Genomic DNA, 20,233 nt, shown 5'->3' with positions numbered 1-20,233 from the left:
GTATATAACGGGTACAGGGGATCGGCGTGGCAGAGATGGCCGTTCAGAGCGATGTAATCGACGACGCCGGACCGTATGATCGCGCCAAGGCCTTGAGCGCGTTCAAGCTCGGCGACGTCACCTTCTACTGGATCACGCGGCTCTCCGCGATCTCGGTGCTGCTGATCCTTGGCGGCATCATCGTTTCGCTGATCGTCGGCGCTTTCCCGGCGATCAAGGAATACGGCTTCTCCTTCCTGTGGACGCAGCGCTGGGCGCCGTCGGCGGATCCGCCCGTGCTCGGCGCGCTCGGGCCGATGTACGGCACGCTCGTCACTTCCTTCATCGCGATGCTGATTGCCATTCCCGTTGGCCTCGGCATTGCGATCTTCCTCACCGAGCTCTGTCCGCAATGGCTGCGCCGCCCGATCGGCATGGCGATCGAGCTGCTCGCCGGCATTCCCTCGATCATCTACGGCATGTGGGGCTTCTTCGTGCTGGGCCCGTTCCTGGCCAACACCTTCCAGCCCTTCATGATCAAGATCTTCGACGGCGTTCCTGTCTTGGGCGCAATCTTCGCGGGTCCCCCGTCCTATCTCAGCCTGTTCAACGCCGCGCTGATCCTCGCCATCATGGTGCTGCCCTTCATCACCTCGATCTCGGTCGACGTGTTCAAGACGGTGCCGCCGGTGCTGAAGGAGGCCGCCTACGGCGTCGGCTGCACCACCTGGGAAGTCGTGCGCAGCGTGGTGATCCCCTACACCCGCGTCGGCGTCATTGGCGGCGTCATGCTGGCGCTGGGTCGCGCGCTCGGCGAGACCATGGCGGTGACGTTCATCATCGGCAACTCGTTCCGCATCTCCTCCTCGATCTTCGCGCCGGGCACCACGATCTCGGCGGCGATCGCATCCGAGTTCGCCGAGAGCGACGGCCTGCACCAGTCCGGCCTGATCCTGCTCGGCCTTCTGCTGTTCGTGCTGACGTTCTTCGTGCTCGCAGCGGCACGGCTGATGCTGATGCGGCTGGAAAAGAAGGCGGGGAACTAGCGCCATGAACCCGATCTATTCACGCCGCCGCCGCAAGGACATCGTCGTTCGCGGACTCTGCATCGCCGCCGCCGCCTTCGGCGTCACCTGGCTTGCGCTGATCCTGATCACGCTGCTTTACAACGGCATCGCCGGTCTGAACCTCGAGATTTTCGTGGCAGACACGCCGCCGCCGGGCTCGACCGAAGGCGGCCTGCGCAACGCCATCGCCGGTTCGATCATCATGACCGTGCTCGGCGTCGGCATTGGCGCGCCGCTCGGCCTGTTCGCCGGCACCTATCTCGCGGAGTACGGCCGCAACGACCGCCTGACCTCGGTGATCCGCTTCATCAACGACATCCTGCTCTCGGCGCCCTCGATCATCATCGGTCTGTTCATCTACGGCGCGGTGGTGGTGCCGATGCGCGGCTTCTCGGCGATCGCAGGCAGCCTCGCGCTCGCCGTCATCGTCATCCCGGTGGTGCTGCGCACGACCGAGGACATGCTGCTGCTGGTGCCGAACGCGCTGCGCGAGGCGGCGTCCGCGCTCGGCCTGCCGCGCTCGCTGGTGATCAAGCGGATCGCCTATCGTGCCGCCCGCTCCGGCCTCATCACCGGCGTGTTGCTAGCCACCGCCCGCGTCGCCGGCGAGACCGCGCCGCTGCTCTTCACCGCGCTGTCGAACCAGTTCTTCAGCCTTGGCCTGAACAAGACGATGGCGAACCTGCCGGTCACCATCAACAACTTCGTCCAGAGCCCCTACGCCTATTGGAAGCAGCTCGCCTGGAGCGGCGCGCTGCTGATCACGATTACCGTGCTTGCCCTGAATATTGGCGCGCGCATCCTTGGCGCCGAGAGGACCGCAAAATGAGTGAGCTTTCCGTATCGATGAGCGCGGCCGGTGGGCTGCCCCAGGCGCCGCTGCTGCCGGAAGCGCCGGCCAAGGTGACGGTGCGCAACCTCAACTTCTATTACGGCGAGCACCACGCGCTGAAGAACATCAACCTGACGCTCGGCACCAACCGCGTCACCGCGTTCATCGGCCCGTCCGGCTGCGGCAAGTCGACCCTGCTGCGCATCTTCAACCGGATGTACGACCTCTATCCGGGGCAGCGCGCCACCGGCCAGCTCATGCTCGACCAGACCAACATCCTCGACGGCAAGCTCGACCTCAACCTGCTGCGCGCCCGCGTCGGCATGGTGTTCCAGAAGCCGACGCCGTTCCCGATGACGATCTACGAGAACATCGCCTTCGGCATCCGCCTCTACGAGAAGATCTCGAAGTCCGAGATGGACGACCGCGTCGAGAAGGCGCTGCGCGGCGGCGCGCTTTGGAACGAGGTCAAGGACAAGCTCAACGCCTCCGGCCTGTCGCTCTCCGGCGGCCAGCAGCAGCGCCTCTGCATCGCCCGCACCGTCGCGGTGCGGCCCGAGGTGATCCTGTTCGACGAGCCCTGCTCGGCGCTCGACCCGATCTCGACCGCCAAGGTCGAGGAGCTGATTCAGGAACTGTCCGAGAACTACACGATCGCGATCGTCACCCACAACATGCAGCAGGCGGCGCGCGTCTCCGACAAGACCGCGTTCATGTATCTCGGCGAGCTGATCGAGTTCGACGACACCAGCAAGATCTTCACGTCGCCGAGCGACCGGCGCACGCAGGATTACATCACCGGCCGGTTCGGCTGAGGAGACGGGACATGGGTTCTGAACATACCGCAAAGGCCTTCGACACCGACCTCCAGGAGCTCACCCGGCTCGTCGCCGAGATGGGCGGGATCGCCGAGCGCATGATCGTCGATTCCGTCGACGCGCTGATCCGCCGAGACGTCGCGCTCGGCCAGCGCGTCGTCGCCACCGACACCGAGCTCGACGCGCTGCAGAAGCGCATCGAGGAGCGCGCCGTGCTCACCATCGCCCGCCGCCAGCCGATGGCGGTCGATCTGCGCGAGATCGTCGGCGCCATGCGCGTTGCGACCGATCTCGAGCGCATCGGCGACCTCGCCAAGAACATGGGCAAGCGCGTCGCGGCGCTGGAGACGGATTTTCATCCGCTCAAGCTGTTCCGCGGCCTCGAGCACATGACCGACCTCGTGCAGCAGCAGGTCAAGTCGGTGCTGGACGCCTATGCCGCGCATGATCTGCCGGCGGCGATGGCGGTGTGGAAGGGCGATGAGGAAGTCGACGCCATCTGCACCTCGCTGTTCCGCGAGCTCCTCACCTACATGATGGAGGATCCGCGCAACATCTCGTTCTGCATCCATCTGATGTTCTGCGCAAAGAACATCGAGCGGATCGGCGACCACGCCACCAACATCGCCGAGACCGTGTTCTACATGATCGAGGGCCAGGCGATCACCGACAAGCGACCGAAGGGCGACATGACGACCTTCGCCACGACGGTCCCGAATACCTGAAGACTTAAGGAGCGACGACACCATGGGCGCACGCATTATGGTGGTTGAGGACGAGGAAGCTCTCACCGAGCTTCTCCGCTACAACCTCGAAGGCGACGGCTATGATGTGGAGACGGTGATGCGCGGCGACGACGCCGACACCCGCCTCAAGGAACACATCCCCGATCTGATCGTACTCGACTGGATGCTGCCGGGCCTGTCGGGCATCGAGCTGTGCCGCCGGCTGCGGACCCGGCCCGAGACCAAGCAGCTCCCGATCATCATGCTCACCGCGCGCGGCGAGGAGAGCGAGCGGGTGCGGGGTCTTGCGACCGGCGCCGACGACTACATCGTCAAGCCGTTCTCGGTGCCGGAGCTCCTGGCGCGCGTGAAGGGCCTGCTGCGGCGCGCAAGCCCGGAGCGGCTCGCCACGGTGCTGGCCTATGGCGACATCGAGCTCGATCGCGACAAGCGCCGCGTCGCGCGCTCGGGCCGGCCGATCGACCTCGGCCCGACCGAATATCGCCTCTTGGAGTTCTTCCTGGAGCATCCCGGCCGCGTGTTCTCGCGCGAGCAGCTGCTCGACAGCGTCTGGGGCCGCGACATCTACATCGACGAGCGCACCGTCGACGTCCACATCGGCCGCCTGCGCAAGCTGCTCAATCTCGGCCGCGAGCAGGATCCCATCCGCACCGTCCGCGGCGCCGGCTACGCGCTGGATGATCGCTTTGCGAAGGCGGAGCAGACGTAGGGTTTGCAGGCGTTGGTTTAGCGGGCTACAGCCACACTCTCAGTGTCGTCTCGGACAAGCGTAAGCGCAGATCCGGGACCCATAATCACAGGGCGTGGTTGTCGCGCGAAGAAGGTAACTCCGAGTCCCCGTAGCCACATCTTGCGGTGGTTATGGGTCCCGGATCTGCGCGCGCTTCAGGCGCGCTTGTCCGGGACGACATCGAGTTTGTTGGGCCGTCAACGCGTGACGGCCGTCACTCGATTTCAGAACAAACTCACCGCGAGGGCTTCGCCGGTGCGCGCCGGCGATCCGCGGCGGGCTGATATGCCACGCGCGAGTGCTGCGCGCAGTAGGGCAGGCCCGACAGCGCCCTGCCGCCGCAGAAGAAGAAATCCGGGCTCGAGGGATCGCCGACCGGCCAGTGGCAGGTCGCCTCGTTCAGCTCCAGCAGCGACAGCCGCTGGCTCATCGGCACCACGTTGTCGTAGGTGACCGGTTCGGCCTCCACCTCGACCTCGAAGGCCTGCGCCAGCGCGGTGTTGCCGCGCGCAATGGGGCGGCTCACCCGCATCATGTGCTGCGCGGGGCGCGCCTTGCGCGGCCGCGGAGCCGCCGATGAGGGGCTCTTGGCGCGGCCGGATAGGCCGAGCCTGTGTACCTTGCCGATCACGGCATTGCGGGTCACGTTCCCGAGCTCGGCTGCGATCTGGCTGGCCGACAATCCGGCCTCCCAGAGCTTTTTCAACTGCTCGACGCGATCGTCGGACCAGGTCAAAACCGTCATTGCACCCTTTCCCTCGCCGTGCGGCTGCCATCCTGGCGCCTCGCGGCGAATGCCTAAGCCTCGAAAAACCCGTGCCGTCAGAATCCCTTAAGGCTCGCCGGGCGCGCCGATAACGCCCGAACGTCTACGCCGGTACATGAGGACTTAGAGGATCAGAAACACTGCACGAGATGTCGTATCTGACAAGCCAAACGCTACAATATGGCGTGACTCACGCGCAAGAGTCCGCCGACTCGCTTCCACATGTTCCGTGGCGAAAACCCCGCAATTTCGGCTCCGCAAGACTACGGATTCAGCGTTTCGCGAGGCTTTCGGGCGGCATTGACACCGGTTTCACCAGGCATAAGATAGTGTCACGTGCCGCCCTTAAAAGGCGGCACGTTTCGTTTTCCGGGCCGGTCAATGGTGCGCTGCATGAGCGTGTTCAGGCCGTCCGCAACATCAAGTGATCGTCATGACTAACAGCGCAGCGCCGCATTTGCTTCCCGTTTTCGCCAGATCCGACCTCGGTTTCGAGCGCGGCGAAGGTTGCTGGCTGATTGCGACCAATGGCGATCGCTATCTCGATTTTACCTCCGGCGTCGCCGTGAACGCGCTCGGCCACGCCCATCCCGCGCTGGTCAAGGCGCTGCAGGAGCAGGCCACAAAACTCTGGCACATGTCGAACCTGTTCCAGAGTCCGGACGGCGAGAAGCTCGCGACGCGCCTCTGCAATGAAAGCTTCGCGGACTTCGTGTTCTTCTGCAATTCCGGCGCCGAGGCGCTGGAAGGTGTGATCAAGCTGGTCCGCCATCATCACTTCTCCAAGGGTCATCCGGAACGTTACCGCATCATCACCTTCGAAGGCGCCTTCCACGGCCGCACGCTGGCGACGCTGGCTGCGACGGGATCTGCAAAATATCTCGAAGGGTTTGGTCCGCCGATGGATGGCTTCGACCAGGTCCCGCATGGCGACATCGAGGCCGTGAAGAAGGCAATCGGTCCGCAGACCGCCGGCATCCTGATCGAGCCGATTCAGGGCGAGGGCGGCGTGCGTTCCGCAACACCTGCGTTCCTCCAGGCATTGCGCCAGCTCTGCGACGAGAAGGGCCTGCTGCTCGCCTTCGACGAGGTGCAGACCGGCATGGGCCGCACCGGCGATCTGTTCGCGCATCGGCGTACCGGCGTCACACCTGACGTGATGTCGCTGGCCAAGGCGCTCGGCGGCGGCTTCCCGATCGGTGCGATCCTGGCCACCGCGGACGCGGCGGCCGGCATGGGTCCCGGCTCGCACGGCTCGACCTTCGGCGGCAATCCGCTCGCGGTCGCGGCGGCGAACGCCGTGCTCGACGTCATGCTGAAGCCTGGCTTCTTCGATCACGTGCAGAAGATGTCGCTGCTGCTCAAGCAGAAGCTCGCCTCCGTGATCGATCGTCATGGCGATGTCGTCAGCGAGGTGCGCGGCGAGGGCCTCCTGATCGGCATCAAGGCCGTGGTGCCATCAGGCGATCTCGTCGCGGCGCTGCGTAACGAGAAGCTGCTCACGGTCGGCGCCGGCGACAATGTCGTGCGTTTCCTGCCGCCCTTGATCGTCACCGAAGCCGAGATCGAGGACAGCGTCGGGCGGCTCGAACGCGCCTGCGCCGCGATCTCGTCCAGTCAGACCAAGCGGGCGGCAAGCTGATGAGCAAGTCGCCGAAGCACTTCCTCGATATCAACGAGCTCCCGCTGTCGGAGCTCAAGAGCATGCTCGATGCCTCCTCCGCCATGAAGGCGAAGCAGAAGGCGCATCAGCCGGTGAGGCCGCTCGAAGGCAAGACGCTGGCGATGATCTTCGAGCGCCCGTCGACCCGTACGCGGGTGTCGTTCGACGTCGCCATGCGCCAGCTCGGCGGCGAGCCCATCATGCTCACCGGCGCCGAGATGCAACTCGGCCGCGGCGAGACCATCGCCGACACCGCGCGCGTGCTGTCGCGCTATGTCGACGCCATCATGATCCGTATCCTCAACCACGACGCCTTGCTCGAGCTTGCGGCCAACGCGACCGTGCCCGTCATCAACGGCCTGACGCGGCGCTCGCATCCCTGCCAGGTGATGGCCGACCTTCTGACCTATCAGGAGCACCGCGGCCCGATCGAGGGCCGGACGGTGGCCTGGACCGGCGATGACAACAACGTGCTGGCGTCCTGGGCGCATGCCGCGGAGCGCTTCAAGTTTCAGCTCAATGTCGCAACGCCTCCGGAGCTTGCGCCGAAGAAGGCGATGCGCGACTGGATCAAGGCTTCAGGCGCGCCGATCATGCTCGGCACCGATCCGGAAGCCGCCGTGCGCGGCGCCGATTGCGTCGTCACCGACACATGGGTGTCGATGGGCGACAAGGAGGGCGAGCACCGCCACAACGTGCTCAAGCCCTACCAGGTCAATGCCAAGCTGATGTCGCTGGCCAAGCCCGACGCGCTGTTCATGCACTGCCTGCCCGCCCATCGCGGCGAGGAGGTCACCGACGAGGTGATCGACGGTCCGCAATCGGTCGTGTTCGACGAGGCCGAAAACCGCCTGCACGCGCAGAAGGGTATTCTGGCCTGGTGTTTTGACGCGGTGAAGTAAGTTTGGCGTAGGCCTGGCGGCCGCCTCACATGCAACTGTCGTCCTGGCGAACGCCAGGACGACGCGGAGGTTGCCGTCCTTGCATACGTCCATTCTGCATTGCCGGATGCAGCCGGAACCCCTACCATTTCCCACCCACCGACCCCAGATAGACGGCCATGGATTCCCAATCCCCTGACATGAAAACCAGGCCGGAAGGCCCGGTTCGCGAACCATCAGCGGTTCCGATCGACGACGCCGTGCTGCCCTACGAGGTCGACGCGCTCGACGTGCGCGGCCGGCTGGTGCGGCTCGGTCCGGCGCTCGACGACATCCTGACCAAGCACGATTATCCCGCGCCCGTCGGCAAGCTGCTCGGCGAGGCCATCGTGCTGACGACGCTGCTCGGCTCGGCGCTGAAATTCGAGGGTCGCTTCATCCTCCAGGCCCAGACCGACGGCCCGGTGTCGTTCCTGGTGGTGGACTACAAGGCGCCGGACCAGCTTCGCGCCTATGCCCGCTTTGACGCCTCGCGCCTGGGCACGGCGAAGGATTCCGGCGCGCTGCTCGGCCGCGGCCATCTCGCCATGACCATCGACCAGGGCCCCGACATGAGCCGCTACCAGGGTCTGGTCGCGCTCGACGGCGGCAGCCTCGAAGGCGCTGCCCACGAATATTTCCTGCGCTCCGAGCAGATCCCGACGCGCGTGCGTCTTGCGGTCGGCGAGGAGTGGCGCTCGAACGACGGCGGCAGGCATCGCTGGCGCGCCGGCGGCATGTTGATGCAGTTTCTGCCGAAGGCGCCGGAGCGCGCGCGGCAGGCGGACTTGCATCCCGGCGATGCGCCCGAGGGCGCCGAAGTGCACGCCGTCGCCGAAGATGACGCCTGGGTCGAGGCGCGCTCGCTGGTCGAGACCGTCGAGGACGTCGAGCTGATCGATCCGGAACTGTCCGGCGAGCGGCTGCTCTACCGCCTCTTCCACGAGCGTGGCGTGCGCGTATTCAAGCCGCTGGTCCTGAAGGCGCAATGCTCCTGCTCGCGCGATGCGGTCGCCGCGATGCTGAAGAGCTTCTCGCCGGACGATCGCGCCGCGATGGTCAAGGACGACAAGGTCGTTGTCACCTGCGAGTTCTGCTCGTCGGTGTACGATTTCACGCCCGATGAGGCGGGCGTGGAGGACGCGTAACTCTATCCTCCGTCATTGCCAGCGCAGCGAAGCAATCCAGAGTCTTTCCGCAGTGGCAGTCTGGATTGCTTCGCTGCGCTCACAATGACGACGGGAAAACAGCCTGCCAAGTGCTCGGACATCGTAGGGTGGGCAAAGCGTAAGCGTGCCCACCATCTTTCTGCGTCACCACCGAAATGGTGGGCCCGCTTCGCTTTGCCCACCCCACGGCCCCGCCCCTAGTTCAACACCCGCTTGTTGTCCGGGCTATCCAGCGAAAACGTCGGCACGTCGATCTCGAAGCGTTCGCCGCTTTCGCTGACCATCTGGTAGCGGCCGGTCATGAAGCCGGAGGCGGTCGAGAGCGGCACGCCGGAGGTGTATTCGAAGCGCTCGCCGGGGGCCAGGGTCGGCTGCTCGCCGACCACGCCCTCGCCCTTCACCTCCTGCTGGCGGCCGGTGGCGTCGGTGATGATCCAGTGCCGCGTCTTGAGCTGCACGGTCTCCTCGCCCGAATTGGTGATGACGATGGTGTAGGACCAGAAGTAGCGGGAGCGGTCGGCCGACGACTGTTCCGGAACAAAGTTCGGCTCGACGGTCACTTCGATCTGGCGGGTCACGGCGCGGTACATGGCTGCCATCATAACGAAAACCCGGCCGGGAACCAAACGCCGCAAGCGGCTTTCGCGACATCGTCCCGCCAGAATTCGCGGAGAAAGACACCCCAAAGAAAGACACCCTTATGTGATCCGGCCGCTTTGCGAGACGACGGCCGGACCGGTACAATCCCTATAACGTCGCGATTTGTGTGAGGGTTTCCAGGCCCCGATGACCATTGCGGACCAAGTGACGGGATCGACGATCGCGGGGGCCAAGCCTGCGGATGCAAAGCCGCGTGCGGCCGCGCCGGCCATCTCGCTGCCCGCCATCGGCGAGCGCGAGCTCCGGCTCGACCTGTTCCGCGGCCTCGCGCTGTGGCTGATCTTCATCGACCATCTGCCGTCGAGTCTTTTGACCTGGTTCACGATCCGCAATTACGGCTTCAGCGACGCCACCGAGATCTTCATCTTCATCTCCGGCTACACCGCCGCCTTCGTCTACGGCCGCGCGATGCTGGAGAGCGGCGTCGTCATCGCCACCGCGCGCATCATGCGCCGGGTCTGGCAGATCTATGTCGCCCACGTCTTCCTGTTCACGATCTTCCTCGCCGAGATCTCCTACGTCGCGACCAGCTTCGAGAACCCGCTCTACACTGAAGAGATGGGCATCATGGACTTTCTCAAGCAGCCCGACGTCACCATCGTGCAGGCGCTGCTGTTGCGCTTCCGTCCCGTCAACATGGACGTGCTGCCGCTCTACATCGTGCTGATGTTGGCGCTGCCTTTGATCCTGTGGTCGATGAAGTGGAAGCCCGATGTCACGCTCGGCCTCTCGGTCGTGCTCTACGCGGTCACCTGGGAATACGACCTCTACTTCTCCGCCTATCCGAACGGCTTCTGGGCGTTCAATCCGCTGGCCTGGCAATTGCTGTTCGTCTTCGGTGCATGGTGTGCGCTCGGAGGTGCGCGGCGCATGTCGCGTATTCTGGCTTCACCGGTGACGATGTGGATCGCGATCGCCTATATCGTCGCGGCGTTCTACGTGACGCTGACCTGGTATGTGCCGCAGCTCTCGCATCTGATGCCGAAGCGGCTCGAGCAGTGGATGTATCCGATCGACAAGACCGACCTCGACGTGCTGCGCTTCACGCATTTCCTGGCGCTGGCAGCGCTCACCGTGCGCTTCCTGCCGCGCGACTGGCCGGGCCTGAAATCGCCCTGGCTGCGGCCGCTGATCCTGTGCGGCTCGCATTCCCTGGAGATCTTCTGCCTCGGCGTCTTCCTGGCCTTCGCTGGTCATTTCATCCTGGCCGAGGTCTCCGGCGGCGCCGTCATGCATGCGGTGATTAGTCTCTCCGGAATCCTGATCATGTGGGGCGTGGCCTGGGTGATTTCGTGGTACAAGCGCGTAGCTGACAAGAGCGGTGCGAAAACCAAGAACGCCGTCGGCAACGCCGATCTGGCGGGAGGGGGCTGATGAAGGCGAAGGTTCTCCTGAGCCTGATCCTGCTATGCGGTGGCCTCGCCGCGCCGTCGGCGCGCGCGGAGGATGCTGCGCCGCCCGCTCCGGCCGCGCCCGCAGCCTGCGAATTGCCGTCCTATCTGCTCACCAGCGAAAGCCAGCTTCCCAAGGTCGCCGACGCCATCAAGGCCGGAAAACCGCTCGAAATCCTGGTCATCGGCAGCCGTTCGACCACGATTCCGGCCTCCGAGGACGCTTCCTATCCGGCACGCATGCAGGCCATTTTGAAGGACAAGCTGTCGCCATCGGAAGTTGTGCACGTCTCCGTAGAAATACAGAGCAAGAAGACGGCAGAGGAGGCGGCCGCCAGCTTCGTTAAGCTGATGGAAGCAAAAAGGCCTACTTTGGTCATCTGGCAGACCGGGACCGTGGATGCTATCCGAGCAATCGATCCCGACGATTTTCGCGGTGCGGTGACCGGAGGGGTTTCCGCATTGCAAAATGCAGGGGCTGACGTCGTGTTGATGAACTTGCAGTACAGCCCGCGTACCGAAACCATGATCTCGGTGCCGCCCTATCTCGACAATATGCGGGTGGTGGCACAGGAGCACGACATCCCGCTGTTCGACCGTTTCGCGATCATGCGGCAGTGGAATGATCAGGGTCAGTTCGACCTGTTCAGCCCGTCTCGCGGGCCTGAGCTCGCGAAACAGGTCCACGATTGCCTTGGCCGGGCGTTGGCACAGTTCGTGATCGACGCAGCCCATCTGGGGCCGGCCCAGCAGCAAAATTGAGGTCTAGTGTTAATGAGTTCTAACCGCCCTTTTTGCCTGACGTCATGGCTGGCTGTACCCGTGGCGGCGGCGCTGCTGTTGCTGACTCCTGTTTCGCAGTCGCGCGCGCAGGCGCAGGCGGCGCAGGCAACGCCCGCGCCCGCGCAGGCCGCTAATCCCGCTCCGGCATCGCCCTCCCAGACCACCGTCGCCGCGACGTCTCCCGAACAGCGCGGCATCACCGCGCGCGCCATCGACAAGGTGAAGCAGGTCGCGAAATCCGCCGGTGACGTCTTCAACCGCGTCCCCTGCCTGCCGCCGAAGGGCGGCGCGAAGGCGATGGGCTCGCTGCCGCATGTCGCGGGCAAGCTCGTCGCCGGCAAGCCTGTCGTGATCGTCGCGTTCGGCTCGTCGTCGACCGCCGGCTACGGCGCAAGCTCGCCCGATTTCAACTATCCGAACCGTCTTGCGGCGCAGCTGCGCCGGCAATATCCGACCGCGGACATCACCGTCATCAATGCCGGCGTCGGCGGCGAGGACGCGCCCGATGAAGCGCCTCCAGAAGGAGGTGATCGACGTGCATCCGGACATGGTGATCTGGCAGGTCGGCACCAACGCCGTGCTGCGCAATCTCGATCCCGGCGACACCGCCAAGATGGTCGAGGACGGCATCGCCCGCATCCAGGCCGCCGGCGGCGCCGATATCGTGCTGGTCGATCCGCAATATTCGCCGGCCGTCAACCAGCGCAAGGAGAGTGCCGGCAAGATGGTGAAGCTGCTCGGCAAGGTCGCCGAGCTCCGTCACGTCGGCATCTTCCCGCGCTTCGAGGTGATGCGCGACTGGCACGAGAATCAATCGATCCCGGTCGAGAGCTTCGTGATCGCCGACGGCCTGCATATGAACGATTGGGGCTACGCCTGCTTTGCCCAGCTCCTCGGCGACGACATCATCCGCTCCGTCGGCCAGATCAAGCTCGGGGTCAACGTGCCCGGGGACGTGCGGGCGTACCGGCCGATGTAGTTCGGCTGCATAGCCGTAGGGTGGGCAAAGGCGCGCTCTTCGCGCGCCGTGCCCACCATCTATCGCCAGCTCGGTGGTGAATGGTGGGCACGCTTCGCTTTGCCCACCCTACGAGAGCTCAATCGCCTCACGCCTTCTCCAGCGCCGCCGTCAGGTCCTCGATCAGATCGTCCGCATGCTCCAGCCCCGCGGAGAAGCGGATGAAGCCCTCGCTGATGCCGAGCGCGGCGCGGTCTTCCGGCTTCAGGCGCTGATGCGTCGTGGTTGCCGGATGGGTGACGAGGCTCTTGGCGTCGCCGAGATTGTTCGAGATCTTCGCAAGCTTGAGCTCGTTGAACACGCGGAACGCGGCCGCCTTGCCGCCCTTGACCTCGAAGCCGACCAGCGTCGAGCCGCCGCGCATCTGCTTCTTCACGAGCGCTGCCTGCGGATGATCGGCGCGGCCGGGATAGATCAATCGCGAGATCTTCGGATGGCCGGCCAGCACTTCCGCAACGCGTGCCGCGGTGTCGGTCTGCGCGCGCACGCGCACGGCCAGCGTCTCCAGGCCCTTGAGCAAGACCCAGGCGTTGAACGGCGAGATCGACGGCCCGGTCTGGCGCATGAAATTGTGGAGGTGCTCGGCGACGAAGGCTTCCGACGACAGGATGATGCCGCCGAGGCAGCGGCCCTGGCCGTCGATGTGCTTGGTCGCGGAATATACCACGACGTCGGCCCCTAGCGCGAGCGGGCTCTGCCAGATCGGCGTCGCAAACACGTTGTCGACGACGAGCCGCGCGCCGCCCTTGTGCGCGATCTCGGCGATGCCGGGGATGTCGAGCACGTCGAGCGTCGGGTTGGTCGGGCTCTCCAGGAAGAACGTCTTGGTGTTCGGCCGCAAGGCCCGCTGCCACTGGTCGAGATCGAGGCCGTCGACCAGCGTGGTTTCGATGCCGTAGCGCGGCAACAGATCCTGAATGACGTAGAGGCACGAGCCGAACAGCGCGCGGGAGGCGACCACGTGGTCGCCGGCCTTCAGCGGCGCCAGGATCGCGGTCGTCACCGCGGCCATGCCGGTCGCCGCCGAACGCGCCGCTTCGGCGCCTTCGAGCTCGATCATGCGGCGCTCGAACATCGAGATGGTCGGGTTCGAATAACGCGAATAGATGAAGCCGGGATCCTCGCCCTTGAACCGCGCCTCGCACTCCTCGGCGCTGTTGTAGACGTAGCCCTGGGTCAGGAACAGCGCCTCCGACGTCTCGCCGAATTGCGAGCGCAGGGTGCCGGAATGGACCAGGCGGGTTTCGGGACGGTAAGTGGCAGGCGACTTCGACATAGGTACCTCCGACATGACCGTCTCGTCGAAATCACAAAAAAACCGGCCTGGATATATCCACGGGCCGGGATCACAGAGGTCCCCGGCCTGTTTAGCGACTTATTTAACGTGGCTGCAAGCCGGCCGGCTCAAATCACCACGGGATAAGTGATGCTCATATTCCGCAATGGCCTTTCCGTCAAGGCGTCCATCGGATAGCCGTAAAAGGCTAGTATTTCCCGCACGTCCGGATGCGTTTGACCCCTGACGAGGACCCCCGGTTGAGCTTCACGATCGCCGCCGACGCCAATGGTATCCTGCCCGACCGCATGATCGCGGCGATGGCGGAGGCGGGCCTCATCCTGCCCGCATACGATTTCGTCGAAAGCCAGATCCAGCCGGCGAGCCTCGATTTGCGCCTCGGTGACATCGCCTATCGCGTCCGCGCCAGCTTCCTGCCCGGTCCCGGCGCCACGGTGGCCGAGCGCATCGACGAATTGAAGCTGCACGAGTTCAGCCTTGCCGACGGCGCGGTGCTGGAAACCAACTGCGTCTACATCGTGCCGCTGCTCGAGAGCCTGGCGCTGCCGCCGGAGATCGTCGCGGCCGCGAACCCCAAGAGCTCCACCGGCCGGCTCGACGTCTTCACCCGCGTGATCGCCGACGGCACCCGCCGCTTCGACATGATCGGCGCCGGCTATCACGGCCCGCTCTATGCCGAGATCAGCCCGAAGACATTTCCGGTGCTGGTGCGCGAGGGCTCGCGCCTGTCGCAGGTGCGCTTCCGCACCGGTGACGCCATCCTCAATGCCGACGAGCTCGATGCGCTGCATGCGTCCGAGCGCCTCGTCGACATCGACGATGCCGATCTGTCCGGCGGCGTCGCCGTCTCCGTCGATCTCTCCGGCGAGAAGGCGAGCGGCTTCGTCGGCTACCGCGCCAAGCGCCACACCGGCGTCGTCGACGTCGATCGCCGCTCCGGTTATTCCGTCGAGGACTTCTGGGAGCCGATCTCGGCCCGGCCCGACGGCAGCCTGATCCTCGATCCCGGCGAGTTCTACATCCTCGCCTCGAAAGAGGCCGTGCAGGTGCCACCCGACTTTGCAGCCGAGATGGTGCCGTTCGATCCGCTGGTCGGCGAATTCCGCGTGCACTATGCCGGCTTCTTCGATCCCGGCTTCGGCTATGCCGGTGCCGGCGGGTTGGGATCGCGCGCCGTGCTGGAGGTGCGCTCGCGCGAGGTGCCGTTCATCCTCGAGCACGGCCAGATCGTCGGCCGCCTCGTCTACGAGAAGATGCTCGCCCGCCCCGACGCGATGTACGGCCAGCGCATCGGCTCGAACTACCAGGCGCAGGGATTGAAGCTCTCGAAACATTTTCGGGTGTAGCGACATCTCCAACTGTCACGCCCCGTCTCGACCGGGGCATCCAGTACGCCACGGCGTCTCGATTCAATCATAACTGCCTCTGGAATACTGGATCGCCCGGTCTTCGCCGGGCGATGACACCGAGTCTGTGGCTGGTTGCGCCGCCCCAGCCGCGATGACACACTCCCGTAAAACAACAAGCCGGGAGCGAACATGACCGCCGCAGCTGACTCCGCGCAGGAAGCCCAATGGAAGCGCTGGCGCGCGGTCGCCGATCTCTATCACGCCTATTTCACCGGCCTTATCCTCACCGTCGTTACGCGGCGCGGCACCGCGGATGCCGCGGAGTTCGTCTTCCGCGTGTTCCGCCGCCAGCAGCAGGAGCGTTTCCTGCCAGGGCTGGAAAAGCTCGGCCTCAGCCATCTGCCGCCGGCGGTCGCTGCTGCGCAATATCACTACCTCTCCAACTGGATCGGCGGCGTGCATGTCGAATACATGTACGAGAGCGACACCAAGGCCTGGATACGCTATCCGCCGCCGCGCTGGATCTGGAAGGGCACCGCGATCTGCGGCGTGCCGGGCGAGGTCTCGCGCGCGATGCTGCGCGGCTGGCACGCCAATAACGGGGTTGCGCTCGGAGATCTTCGCCTCGGCTTCGTCTGCACCAAGCAGAGCGTCGACGGCCAGGACGGGCTCGAAGGCTATTATCATCAATACGACCATCCGCTCGAACTCGACCAGCGCCTGGTGTTCGCGCGGCATCTGGAAGCGCCGCCGTTCGATGCGAAGACCGCGCCGGCGCTGCCGGTCGCGAGCTGGCCGAAGCCGCGGCTGGAAAAAGCCTATCGCAACTATGCGATGGAATATGTCCGCACCGCCGCGCCCGTGATGGTGCAGCTGTTCGGCCCGGAGGACGCCGGCTATCTGCTGCATCTCACCGGCAAGCTGATCGGGATGCAGTATTTCGACGAGGTAGCGGCCGCACTCGCGACGAGCCGCGGCGGCGCGAGGGAATTCGCATCGTTCCTGAACGCGCTGTTCGCTGCCCAGGACGACAATGCTGAGATGACGCAGTCCGAAGGCACCTTCGAAATCCGCCAGCAGAGCTGGAAGCTGATGGACGACGTCGCTGATTGTCACCGCGCCTGCGCCAAGGTGCTGGAGGGATTGTTCGAGGGATTGGCTGCCGGCTGCGGCCGGCATATCGGCGTCCACATGCGCCCGGCCGCAGGCGGCCGGGCGCCGTTGGTCTGGACGATTGGCTGACGAGAACGGCGCGGCCACTTCGCCTCTCCCCGCGTGCGGGGAGAGGCCGGATTGCATCGAAGATGCAATCCGGGTGAGGGGGACTCTCCGCGAGTCCAACTCGCATCGTTTTCGCGGACGCGGCCCCTCACCCCAACCCTCTCCCCGTAAGAACGGGGAGAGGGAGACGAGAGACCGCAATTCCACGGGCTGAAATGCGCTGCCGCAGGGCACGCCTGCATCAGGCGCAGGAGGAATCGGCAATTGCCGTGCTAACAAGCTTCTCGCTGCGCCTTCTGCGCGAAGAAATTCATTGGCACATCTAGTCATTGCCGCACCGCAAATGGCGCTCGTGCCCGGGAGAGGACATGTCCGACATCGCCGAAATCCCGGTCGATGAACAAGAGCGCCCGCTGCCGCCGCCTCCGCGGCCGGTGAGGAGCGCGCTGATGGACGGACCGATCCTGCGCACGCTGCTCGGGCTTGCCTGGCCGAACGTGATCGCGCTCTCGGCCGGCACCTGCACGGTGATCGCGGAGACCTCCTATATCGGCCGGCTCGGCGTCGAGGCGCTGGCCGCGATGGCGCTGGTGTTTCCGACCGTGATCCTGACCATGACGATGTCGGGCGGCGCGATGGGCGGTGCGGTGGCCTCCGCCATCGCACGCGCGCTCGGCGCCGGCGACCGCGAGCGCGCCGGCACGCTCGCCGCGCATGCGCTGCTGATCGGCGTCACGTTCGGTCTCGTCTTCATGCTGGGCATGCTGATCTTCGGGCCCAAGGTGCTCGAGATGCTCGGCGGCCGCGGCGATGTGCTGACGCACGCGATCGCCTACACGCAGGTGTTTTTCGGCGGCGCCGTGCTGCCCTGGCTGCTCAACACCATGGCGGGCGTGCTGCGCGGCACAGGCAATATGAGGCTGCCCTCGTTCCTGATCCTCAACTCCGCGGCCTGGCAGATCGTGCTCGGCGGCACGCTGGGTCTCGGGCTCGGACCGGTGCCGCAGTTCGGCATGCGCGGCGTCGCGGCCGGCGCGCTGATCGCCTATTGCATGAACATCGGCGTCATGGGCTGGTACCTGTTCTCAGGCCGCGCGCGCGTCGTCCCGAAGCTGCGCGGCCTGCGCATCCAATGGGCGATGTTCTTCGACATCCTGAAGGTCGGCGCCATCGCCTGCTTCTCGCCGCTGCAATCGGTGCTGACGATCTCGATCTTCACCCACATGCTGGCGAAGTTCGGTACCGCGATCCTCGCCGGCTACGGCATCGGTGCGCGGCTCGAATTCCTGCTGACCTCGATCGCGTTCTCGTTCGGCATCGCCTCGGTGCCGATGGTCGGCATGGCCGTCGGCGCCGGCCGCATCGCGCGCGCCCGGCGCATTGCCTGGATCGCGGGTGCGAGCGCATTCGTCGCCGTCGGTGCGCCGGCGTGCCTGGTCGCGCTCTTCCCCGATCTCTGGGTCAACATCTTCACCGACAGCGCGACCGTCCGCGCGGCCAGTCACCAATATCTGTCGACGGTGGCGCCGTTCTACGCCTTCATCGGGCTCGCCTCGACGATGTATTTCTCCTCGCAAGGCGCGGCCAAGGTGATCGGCCCGGTGCTGGCGCAGACCGCGCGGCTGATCTACATCTCGGCGACCGGCTGGTGGCTGTCGACACATGAGGCGACCGCGCAGAGCTTCTTCTGGCTGGCCGCGAGCTCGATGGTCGTGCTCGGCCTGCTGTCGTGCTCCAGCGTGGTGCTGACGCGCTGGGGACCGCGCAAGAGCAAGCCCGCGATCAGGCCGGCTCTCTCAGGCGTCGCGGATTAGCGATGCTTGTGGCGGCGATGGCCGCCACCGCCGCCGATATTGGCGAGCCGCATCAGCTGCGGGATCATCGCCATCATGTCGCCGCCACTGGTGCCGCCGAGCATGCCCATGATGTCGCCGCCGCCCATGCCCGTTGGCATATAGCCGCCTCCGCCCATCGGGGTGTAGCCGCCATAATTGGGCGCACCAAAGCCGCCGCCAAGATTGCCGCCGCCGAGGCCAGCGCCGCCCATCATGCCGCCGAAGCCGCCGCCACCATTCTCCATCATGCGGCTCATCATCGGGCCCATGGTCTGCATCAGCATGGCGAAGCGGCGCTTGCCCATCTTCGCCTTCATCATCTCCAGCATCGGCGCCATCTGGGTCATCATGTCCTCGCCGCCGGCGCCTCCGCCGCCACCGAAGCCCGCGAGCTGCGCCTCCGCCGGCGTGCTCGCGACCGAGAACAGCAGCAGCACGGCGGCCGCCTGGCAGATCACCTTGTCCGCACCTCTCATGGCATGCTCCTCGCGTGCGTGGCTTCGCCGGAAGAGCGGAGCCAACCGGACGCACGCGGCCATGGTTACGGCCGAGGAGGCGAGGGCTCTGTGAGAAAAGTCACAGAGGTCAGTCAGGCCGCCGCGGCTGGAAACGCCTTGTGCATGGCGGCCACGGCTTCCTTCGTCTGCCCCTGGACATACGGCGCAAGCTCGTTCGGCAGCATGTCGATGATCCAGACCAGACGGCACCGCGCATCGCCCTCGGCGATCACCTGCACCGAGGCGCTGTAGTGCTTCAGCCGCTCGTTGTTGATGGCATAGACGAGGCGCTGCCGCGCATCACTGCAATCGACCAGCACCTCGCGCGCGACGGAGCCGTTGGCGAAGGTGACGATGCGTGCATCGCCATCGAGCGTGCAGGCCGTGACGAAGCCCGGCACCAGCCGCTGATGCAGCGCGCCGAAATCGCGCACCGCGTCCCAGACGTCGCGCGCAGGGGCGTTGAGGGGAATGTCGTTGTGGATGGAGGCCATGAAGGTGTCCTTGGTTGAAGGGGTCGTAGGGTGGGCAAAGGCGCGCTCTTCGCGCGCCGTGCCCACCATTCATCGGCACCGTCGCACGTGGCACCCTACGAATGCTCGTGCGTGGGGCGCTTGCTCACACGCAAACCGCCTCGACATTGTTGCCGTCCGGATCGATCAGAAACGCCGCATAGTAAGTCGGGCTGTAGTCCTTGCGCGGGCCCGCGCCGCCATTGTCGCGTCCGCCGCTCTTGAGCCCCTCGCTGTGGAACGCCTTGACCGCGTCATGATTCCCGGCGCGAAACGCGATATGCGCGCCGTCGGCCTTCCGCCCCTTGTTCAGGTGCAGCCACAGCGCCGGCGCGCCCTTCGGCCCGAAGCCGGCATAGCCGTCGCCGCTCGAGCACAGGACGTAGCCGAGCGGCGCCAGCACCGCGGTGTAGAAGCGCGTGGCGGCATCGAGATCGGCTACGCGAAGTCCGATGTGGTCGTACATGTTCGTCTCCATTGCAAAGCGCGCCGCGCGTGGCGCACGCCGGAGACGAACCTAGTCAATTGAAGGCAAGCCGCTCTTGGAGAATCTTGCGCATCCCGCCCGGCTAGTTCGCCGGTGCCTCCGCCTGCCAGCGGACCACCCGTTTCAGGTGATAGACCTGCACCCACATGTTCGTTCCAATCACGCTGATCGTGGCGACGATCAGGGCTGTGAGCTTCTGCGGTGCATGAAGGGCGAGGACGAGCAGGAACATGGAAAGGGCCGCCGTGACGCCGAAGCTGAACCAGAGCCCAACGAGGCGTGGTGCAAACCAGGCCGGCTGACCGTCGGTGTCCCACTGCATCGGAATCCTGCGCGAGCTGATCTGGCGGCCGTAATAGACGGCACAGCCCGCGATGAAGGCGAGGCCGACGACAAGCGCGATCAGCGTAGCCGCAATCACGTCACTCGAGGTACTGTCCATCTGCCGGCTCGCCGCCTTGAACGGGCGTCAAATCGCCCTTCGGTTGTAATA

The 20,233-nt window shown here is 65.4% G+C and carries 21 protein-coding genes and 1 riboswitch; of the genes, 14 read left to right on the top strand and 7 right to left on the bottom strand.

Annotated elements, in window-relative coordinates; genetic code table 11:
• Positions 1-35 precede the first annotated feature (35 nt).
• Genes pstC through phoB form a run of 5 tightly spaced genes read left to right on the top strand, consistent with a single transcriptional unit; the run spans position 36 to position 4,151 of the window.
• Complete coding sequence (gene pstC / locus ACFLEY_RS45000) at positions 36-1,025, top strand: phosphate ABC transporter permease subunit PstC (protein ID WP_028172738.1); 990 nt, start codon at positions 36-38, stop codon at positions 1,023-1,025.
• Between the two features lie 4 nt (positions 1,026-1,029).
• Positions 1,030-1,875: a phosphate ABC transporter permease PstA gene (pstA, locus tag ACFLEY_RS44995; RefSeq protein ID WP_060909402.1), complete on the top strand. Its 846-nt coding sequence runs from the start codon at positions 1,030-1,032 to the stop codon at positions 1,873-1,875.
• Positions 1,872-2,693, top strand: coding sequence for a phosphate ABC transporter ATP-binding protein PstB (gene pstB / locus ACFLEY_RS44990; RefSeq protein ID WP_011083914.1), 822 nt, complete (start codon positions 1,872-1,874; stop codon positions 2,691-2,693). Before pstA ends, pstB begins: the two co-directional genes overlap by 4 nt.
• Positions 2,694-2,704: 11 nt before the next feature.
• Positions 2,705-3,421 carry a phosphate signaling complex protein PhoU gene (gene phoU / locus ACFLEY_RS44985; protein WP_011083915.1) on the top strand — a complete coding sequence of 239 codons (717 nt, stop codon included), beginning with the start codon at positions 2,705-2,707 and terminating at the stop codon, positions 3,419-3,421.
• Positions 3,422-3,443: 22 nt separating this feature from the next.
• Positions 3,444-4,151 (top strand): phosphate regulon transcriptional regulator PhoB, encoded by a 708-nt coding sequence (gene phoB / locus ACFLEY_RS44980; protein ID WP_008143479.1) that lies wholly within the window; start codon positions 3,444-3,446, stop codon positions 4,149-4,151.
• A 256-nt stretch (positions 4,152-4,407) separates the two neighbouring features.
• Here phoB and ACFLEY_RS44975 read toward each other — a convergent pair whose 3' ends face one another.
• Entirely contained in the window at positions 4,408-4,917 is a 510-nt protein-coding gene (locus ACFLEY_RS44975) for a GcrA family cell cycle regulator (protein ID WP_011083916.1), read from the bottom strand.
• A 454-nt stretch (positions 4,918-5,371) separates the two neighbouring features.
• On the opposite strand from ACFLEY_RS44975, the gene ACFLEY_RS44970 reads away from it, so the two are divergent.
• The 3 genes from ACFLEY_RS44970 (at position 5,372) to ACFLEY_RS44960 (ending at position 8,669) form a co-directional block, all read left to right on the top strand.
• Positions 5,372-6,580, top strand: a complete 1,209-nt coding sequence (locus tag ACFLEY_RS44970) for an aspartate aminotransferase family protein (RefSeq protein WP_060912774.1) — start codon at positions 5,372-5,374, stop codon at positions 6,578-6,580.
• Entirely contained in the window at positions 6,580-7,503 is a 924-nt protein-coding gene (argF, locus tag ACFLEY_RS44965) for an ornithine carbamoyltransferase (protein ID WP_011083918.1), read from the top strand. The genes ACFLEY_RS44970 and argF overlap by 1 nt, the downstream gene beginning before the upstream one ends.
• A gap of 158 nt (positions 7,504-7,661) precedes the next feature.
• Positions 7,662-8,669 carry an Hsp33 family molecular chaperone gene (locus ACFLEY_RS44960; RefSeq protein WP_060909401.1) on the top strand — a complete coding sequence of 336 codons (1,008 nt, stop codon included), beginning with the start codon at positions 7,662-7,664 and terminating at the stop codon, positions 8,667-8,669.
• A gap of 218 nt (positions 8,670-8,887) precedes the next feature.
• On the opposite strand, the gene apaG is transcribed toward ACFLEY_RS44960, so the two are convergent.
• The gene (gene apaG, locus ACFLEY_RS44955) at positions 8,888-9,280 is read right to left on the bottom strand and encodes a Co2+/Mg2+ efflux protein ApaG (RefSeq protein WP_028172741.1); all 393 of its coding nucleotides are present in this window, start codon (positions 9,278-9,280) and stop codon (positions 8,888-8,890) included.
• A 196-nt stretch (positions 9,281-9,476) separates the two neighbouring features.
• On the opposite strand from apaG, the gene ACFLEY_RS44950 reads away from it, so the two are divergent.
• The 3 genes from ACFLEY_RS44950 to ACFLEY_RS44940 all read left to right on the top strand — a co-directional run bounded on the left by ACFLEY_RS44950 (position 9,477) and on the right by ACFLEY_RS44940 (position 12,503).
• Positions 9,477-10,724: an OpgC domain-containing protein gene (locus ACFLEY_RS44950; protein WP_011083921.1), complete on the top strand. Its 1,248-nt coding sequence runs from the start codon at positions 9,477-9,479 to the stop codon at positions 10,722-10,724.
• Positions 10,724-11,503, top strand: a complete 780-nt coding sequence (locus tag ACFLEY_RS44945; protein WP_028172742.1) for a lipolytic enzyme — start codon at positions 10,724-10,726, stop codon at positions 11,501-11,503. The genes ACFLEY_RS44950 and ACFLEY_RS44945 overlap by 1 nt, the downstream gene beginning before the upstream one ends.
• Before the next feature lie 496 nt (positions 11,504-11,999).
• Positions 12,000-12,503: an SGNH/GDSL hydrolase family protein gene (locus tag ACFLEY_RS44940; RefSeq protein WP_347341933.1), complete on the top strand. Its 504-nt coding sequence runs from the start codon at positions 12,000-12,002 to the stop codon at positions 12,501-12,503.
• Positions 12,504-12,630: 127 nt separating this feature from the next.
• Here ACFLEY_RS44940 and ACFLEY_RS44935 read toward each other — a convergent pair whose 3' ends face one another.
• Positions 12,631-13,818 carry an O-succinylhomoserine sulfhydrylase gene (locus ACFLEY_RS44935; RefSeq protein WP_060909400.1) on the bottom strand — a complete coding sequence of 396 codons (1,188 nt, stop codon included), beginning with the start codon at positions 13,816-13,818 and terminating at the stop codon, positions 12,631-12,633.
• Between the two features lie 70 nt (positions 13,819-13,888).
• Positions 13,889-13,968: riboswitch (SAM riboswitch) on the bottom strand.
• An 80-nt stretch (positions 13,969-14,048) separates the two neighbouring features.
• Between ACFLEY_RS44935 and ACFLEY_RS44930 the strand changes: the two genes are divergently transcribed.
• From ACFLEY_RS44930 to ACFLEY_RS44920, 3 genes are all read left to right on the top strand, one after another.
• Entirely contained in the window at positions 14,049-15,185 is a 1,137-nt protein-coding gene (locus tag ACFLEY_RS44930) for a 2'-deoxycytidine 5'-triphosphate deaminase (protein ID WP_082755650.1), read from the top strand.
• Positions 15,186-15,377: 192 nt separating this feature from the next.
• Positions 15,378-16,430, top strand: a complete 1,053-nt coding sequence (locus ACFLEY_RS44925) for a hypothetical protein (protein WP_060909398.1) — start codon at positions 15,378-15,380, stop codon at positions 16,428-16,430.
• Positions 16,431-16,777: 347 nt separating this feature from the next.
• Positions 16,778-18,223 (top strand): MATE family efflux transporter, encoded by a 1,446-nt coding sequence (locus ACFLEY_RS44920; RefSeq protein WP_060909397.1) that lies wholly within the window; start codon positions 16,778-16,780, stop codon positions 18,221-18,223.
• On the opposite strand, the gene ACFLEY_RS44915 is transcribed toward ACFLEY_RS44920, so the two are convergent.
• From ACFLEY_RS44915 to ACFLEY_RS44900, 4 genes are all read right to left on the bottom strand, one after another.
• Complete coding sequence (locus ACFLEY_RS44915) at positions 18,220-18,720, bottom strand: hypothetical protein (protein WP_060909396.1); 501 nt, start codon at positions 18,718-18,720, stop codon at positions 18,220-18,222. The two genes, ACFLEY_RS44920 and ACFLEY_RS44915, sit on opposite strands and share 4 nt — an antisense overlap.
• A gap of 113 nt (positions 18,721-18,833) precedes the next feature.
• Positions 18,834-19,235, bottom strand: coding sequence for an SRPBCC family protein (locus ACFLEY_RS44910; RefSeq protein ID WP_060912773.1), 402 nt, complete (start codon positions 19,233-19,235; stop codon positions 18,834-18,836).
• Between the two features lie 124 nt (positions 19,236-19,359).
• On the bottom strand, positions 19,360-19,719 hold the full coding sequence (locus ACFLEY_RS44905) for a VOC family protein (protein ID WP_028172750.1): 360 nt from the start codon (positions 19,717-19,719) through the stop codon (positions 19,360-19,362).
• 103 nt (positions 19,720-19,822) lie between these two features.
• Positions 19,823-20,182 (bottom strand): hypothetical protein, encoded by a 360-nt coding sequence (locus tag ACFLEY_RS44900; protein WP_060909395.1) that lies wholly within the window; start codon positions 20,180-20,182, stop codon positions 19,823-19,825.
• Positions 20,183-20,233: the final 51 nt, after the last annotated feature.

The organism is Bradyrhizobium sp. YCK136, from assembly GCF_044570075.1.
GTDB classification, from domain to species: Bacteria; Pseudomonadota; Alphaproteobacteria; order Rhizobiales; family Xanthobacteraceae; genus Bradyrhizobium; species Bradyrhizobium diazoefficiens.
The sequence above is the reverse complement of the archived record's forward strand: the minus strand, read 5'-3'. Positions and strand labels throughout refer to the sequence as shown.

Bases quoted from the DNA above. Each gene is read 5' to 3' on its own strand.
- pstC (WP_028172738.1), top strand. From the start codon at position 36: ATGGCCGTTCAGAGCGATGTAATCGACGACGCCGGACCGTATGATCGC.
- pstA (WP_060909402.1), top strand. From the start codon at position 1,030: ATGAACCCGATCTATTCACGCCGCCGCCGCAAGGACATCGTCGTTCGC.
- pstB (WP_011083914.1), top strand. From the start codon at position 1,872: ATGAGTGAGCTTTCCGTATCGATGAGCGCGGCCGGTGGGCTGCCCCAG.
- phoU (WP_011083915.1), top strand. From the start codon at position 2,705: ATGGGTTCTGAACATACCGCAAAGGCCTTCGACACCGACCTCCAGGAG.
- phoB (WP_008143479.1), top strand. From the start codon at position 3,444: ATGGGCGCACGCATTATGGTGGTTGAGGACGAGGAAGCTCTCACCGAG.
- ACFLEY_RS44975 (WP_011083916.1), bottom strand. From the start codon at position 4,917: ATGACGGTTTTGACCTGGTCCGACGATCGCGTCGAGCAGTTGAAAAAG.
- ACFLEY_RS44970 (WP_060912774.1), top strand. From the start codon at position 5,372: ATGACTAACAGCGCAGCGCCGCATTTGCTTCCCGTTTTCGCCAGATCC.
- argF (WP_011083918.1), top strand. From the start codon at position 6,580: ATGAGCAAGTCGCCGAAGCACTTCCTCGATATCAACGAGCTCCCGCTG.
- ACFLEY_RS44960 (WP_060909401.1), top strand. From the start codon at position 7,662: ATGGATTCCCAATCCCCTGACATGAAAACCAGGCCGGAAGGCCCGGTT.
- apaG (WP_028172741.1), bottom strand. From the start codon at position 9,280: ATGTACCGCGCCGTGACCCGCCAGATCGAAGTGACCGTCGAGCCGAAC.
- ACFLEY_RS44950 (WP_011083921.1), top strand. From the start codon at position 9,477: ATGACCATTGCGGACCAAGTGACGGGATCGACGATCGCGGGGGCCAAG.
- ACFLEY_RS44945 (WP_028172742.1), top strand. From the start codon at position 10,724: ATGAAGGCGAAGGTTCTCCTGAGCCTGATCCTGCTATGCGGTGGCCTC.
- ACFLEY_RS44940 (WP_347341933.1), top strand. From the start codon at position 12,000: ATGCCGGCGTCGGCGGCGAGGACGCGCCCGATGAAGCGCCTCCAGAAG.
- ACFLEY_RS44935 (WP_060909400.1), bottom strand. From the start codon at position 13,818: ATGTCGAAGTCGCCTGCCACTTACCGTCCCGAAACCCGCCTGGTCCAT.
- ACFLEY_RS44930 (WP_082755650.1), top strand. From the start codon at position 14,049: ATGCGTTTGACCCCTGACGAGGACCCCCGGTTGAGCTTCACGATCGCC.
- ACFLEY_RS44925 (WP_060909398.1), top strand. From the start codon at position 15,378: ATGACCGCCGCAGCTGACTCCGCGCAGGAAGCCCAATGGAAGCGCTGG.
- ACFLEY_RS44920 (WP_060909397.1), top strand. From the start codon at position 16,778: ATGTCCGACATCGCCGAAATCCCGGTCGATGAACAAGAGCGCCCGCTG.
- ACFLEY_RS44915 (WP_060909396.1), bottom strand. From the start codon at position 18,720: ATGAGAGGTGCGGACAAGGTGATCTGCCAGGCGGCCGCCGTGCTGCTG.
- ACFLEY_RS44910 (WP_060912773.1), bottom strand. From the start codon at position 19,235: ATGGCCTCCATCCACAACGACATTCCCCTCAACGCCCCTGCGCGCGAC.
- ACFLEY_RS44905 (WP_028172750.1), bottom strand. From the start codon at position 19,719: ATGTACGACCACATCGGACTTCGCGTAGCCGATCTCGATGCCGCCACG.
- ACFLEY_RS44900 (WP_060909395.1), bottom strand. From the start codon at position 20,182: ATGGACAGTACCTCGAGTGACGTGATTGCGGCTACGCTGATCGCGCTT.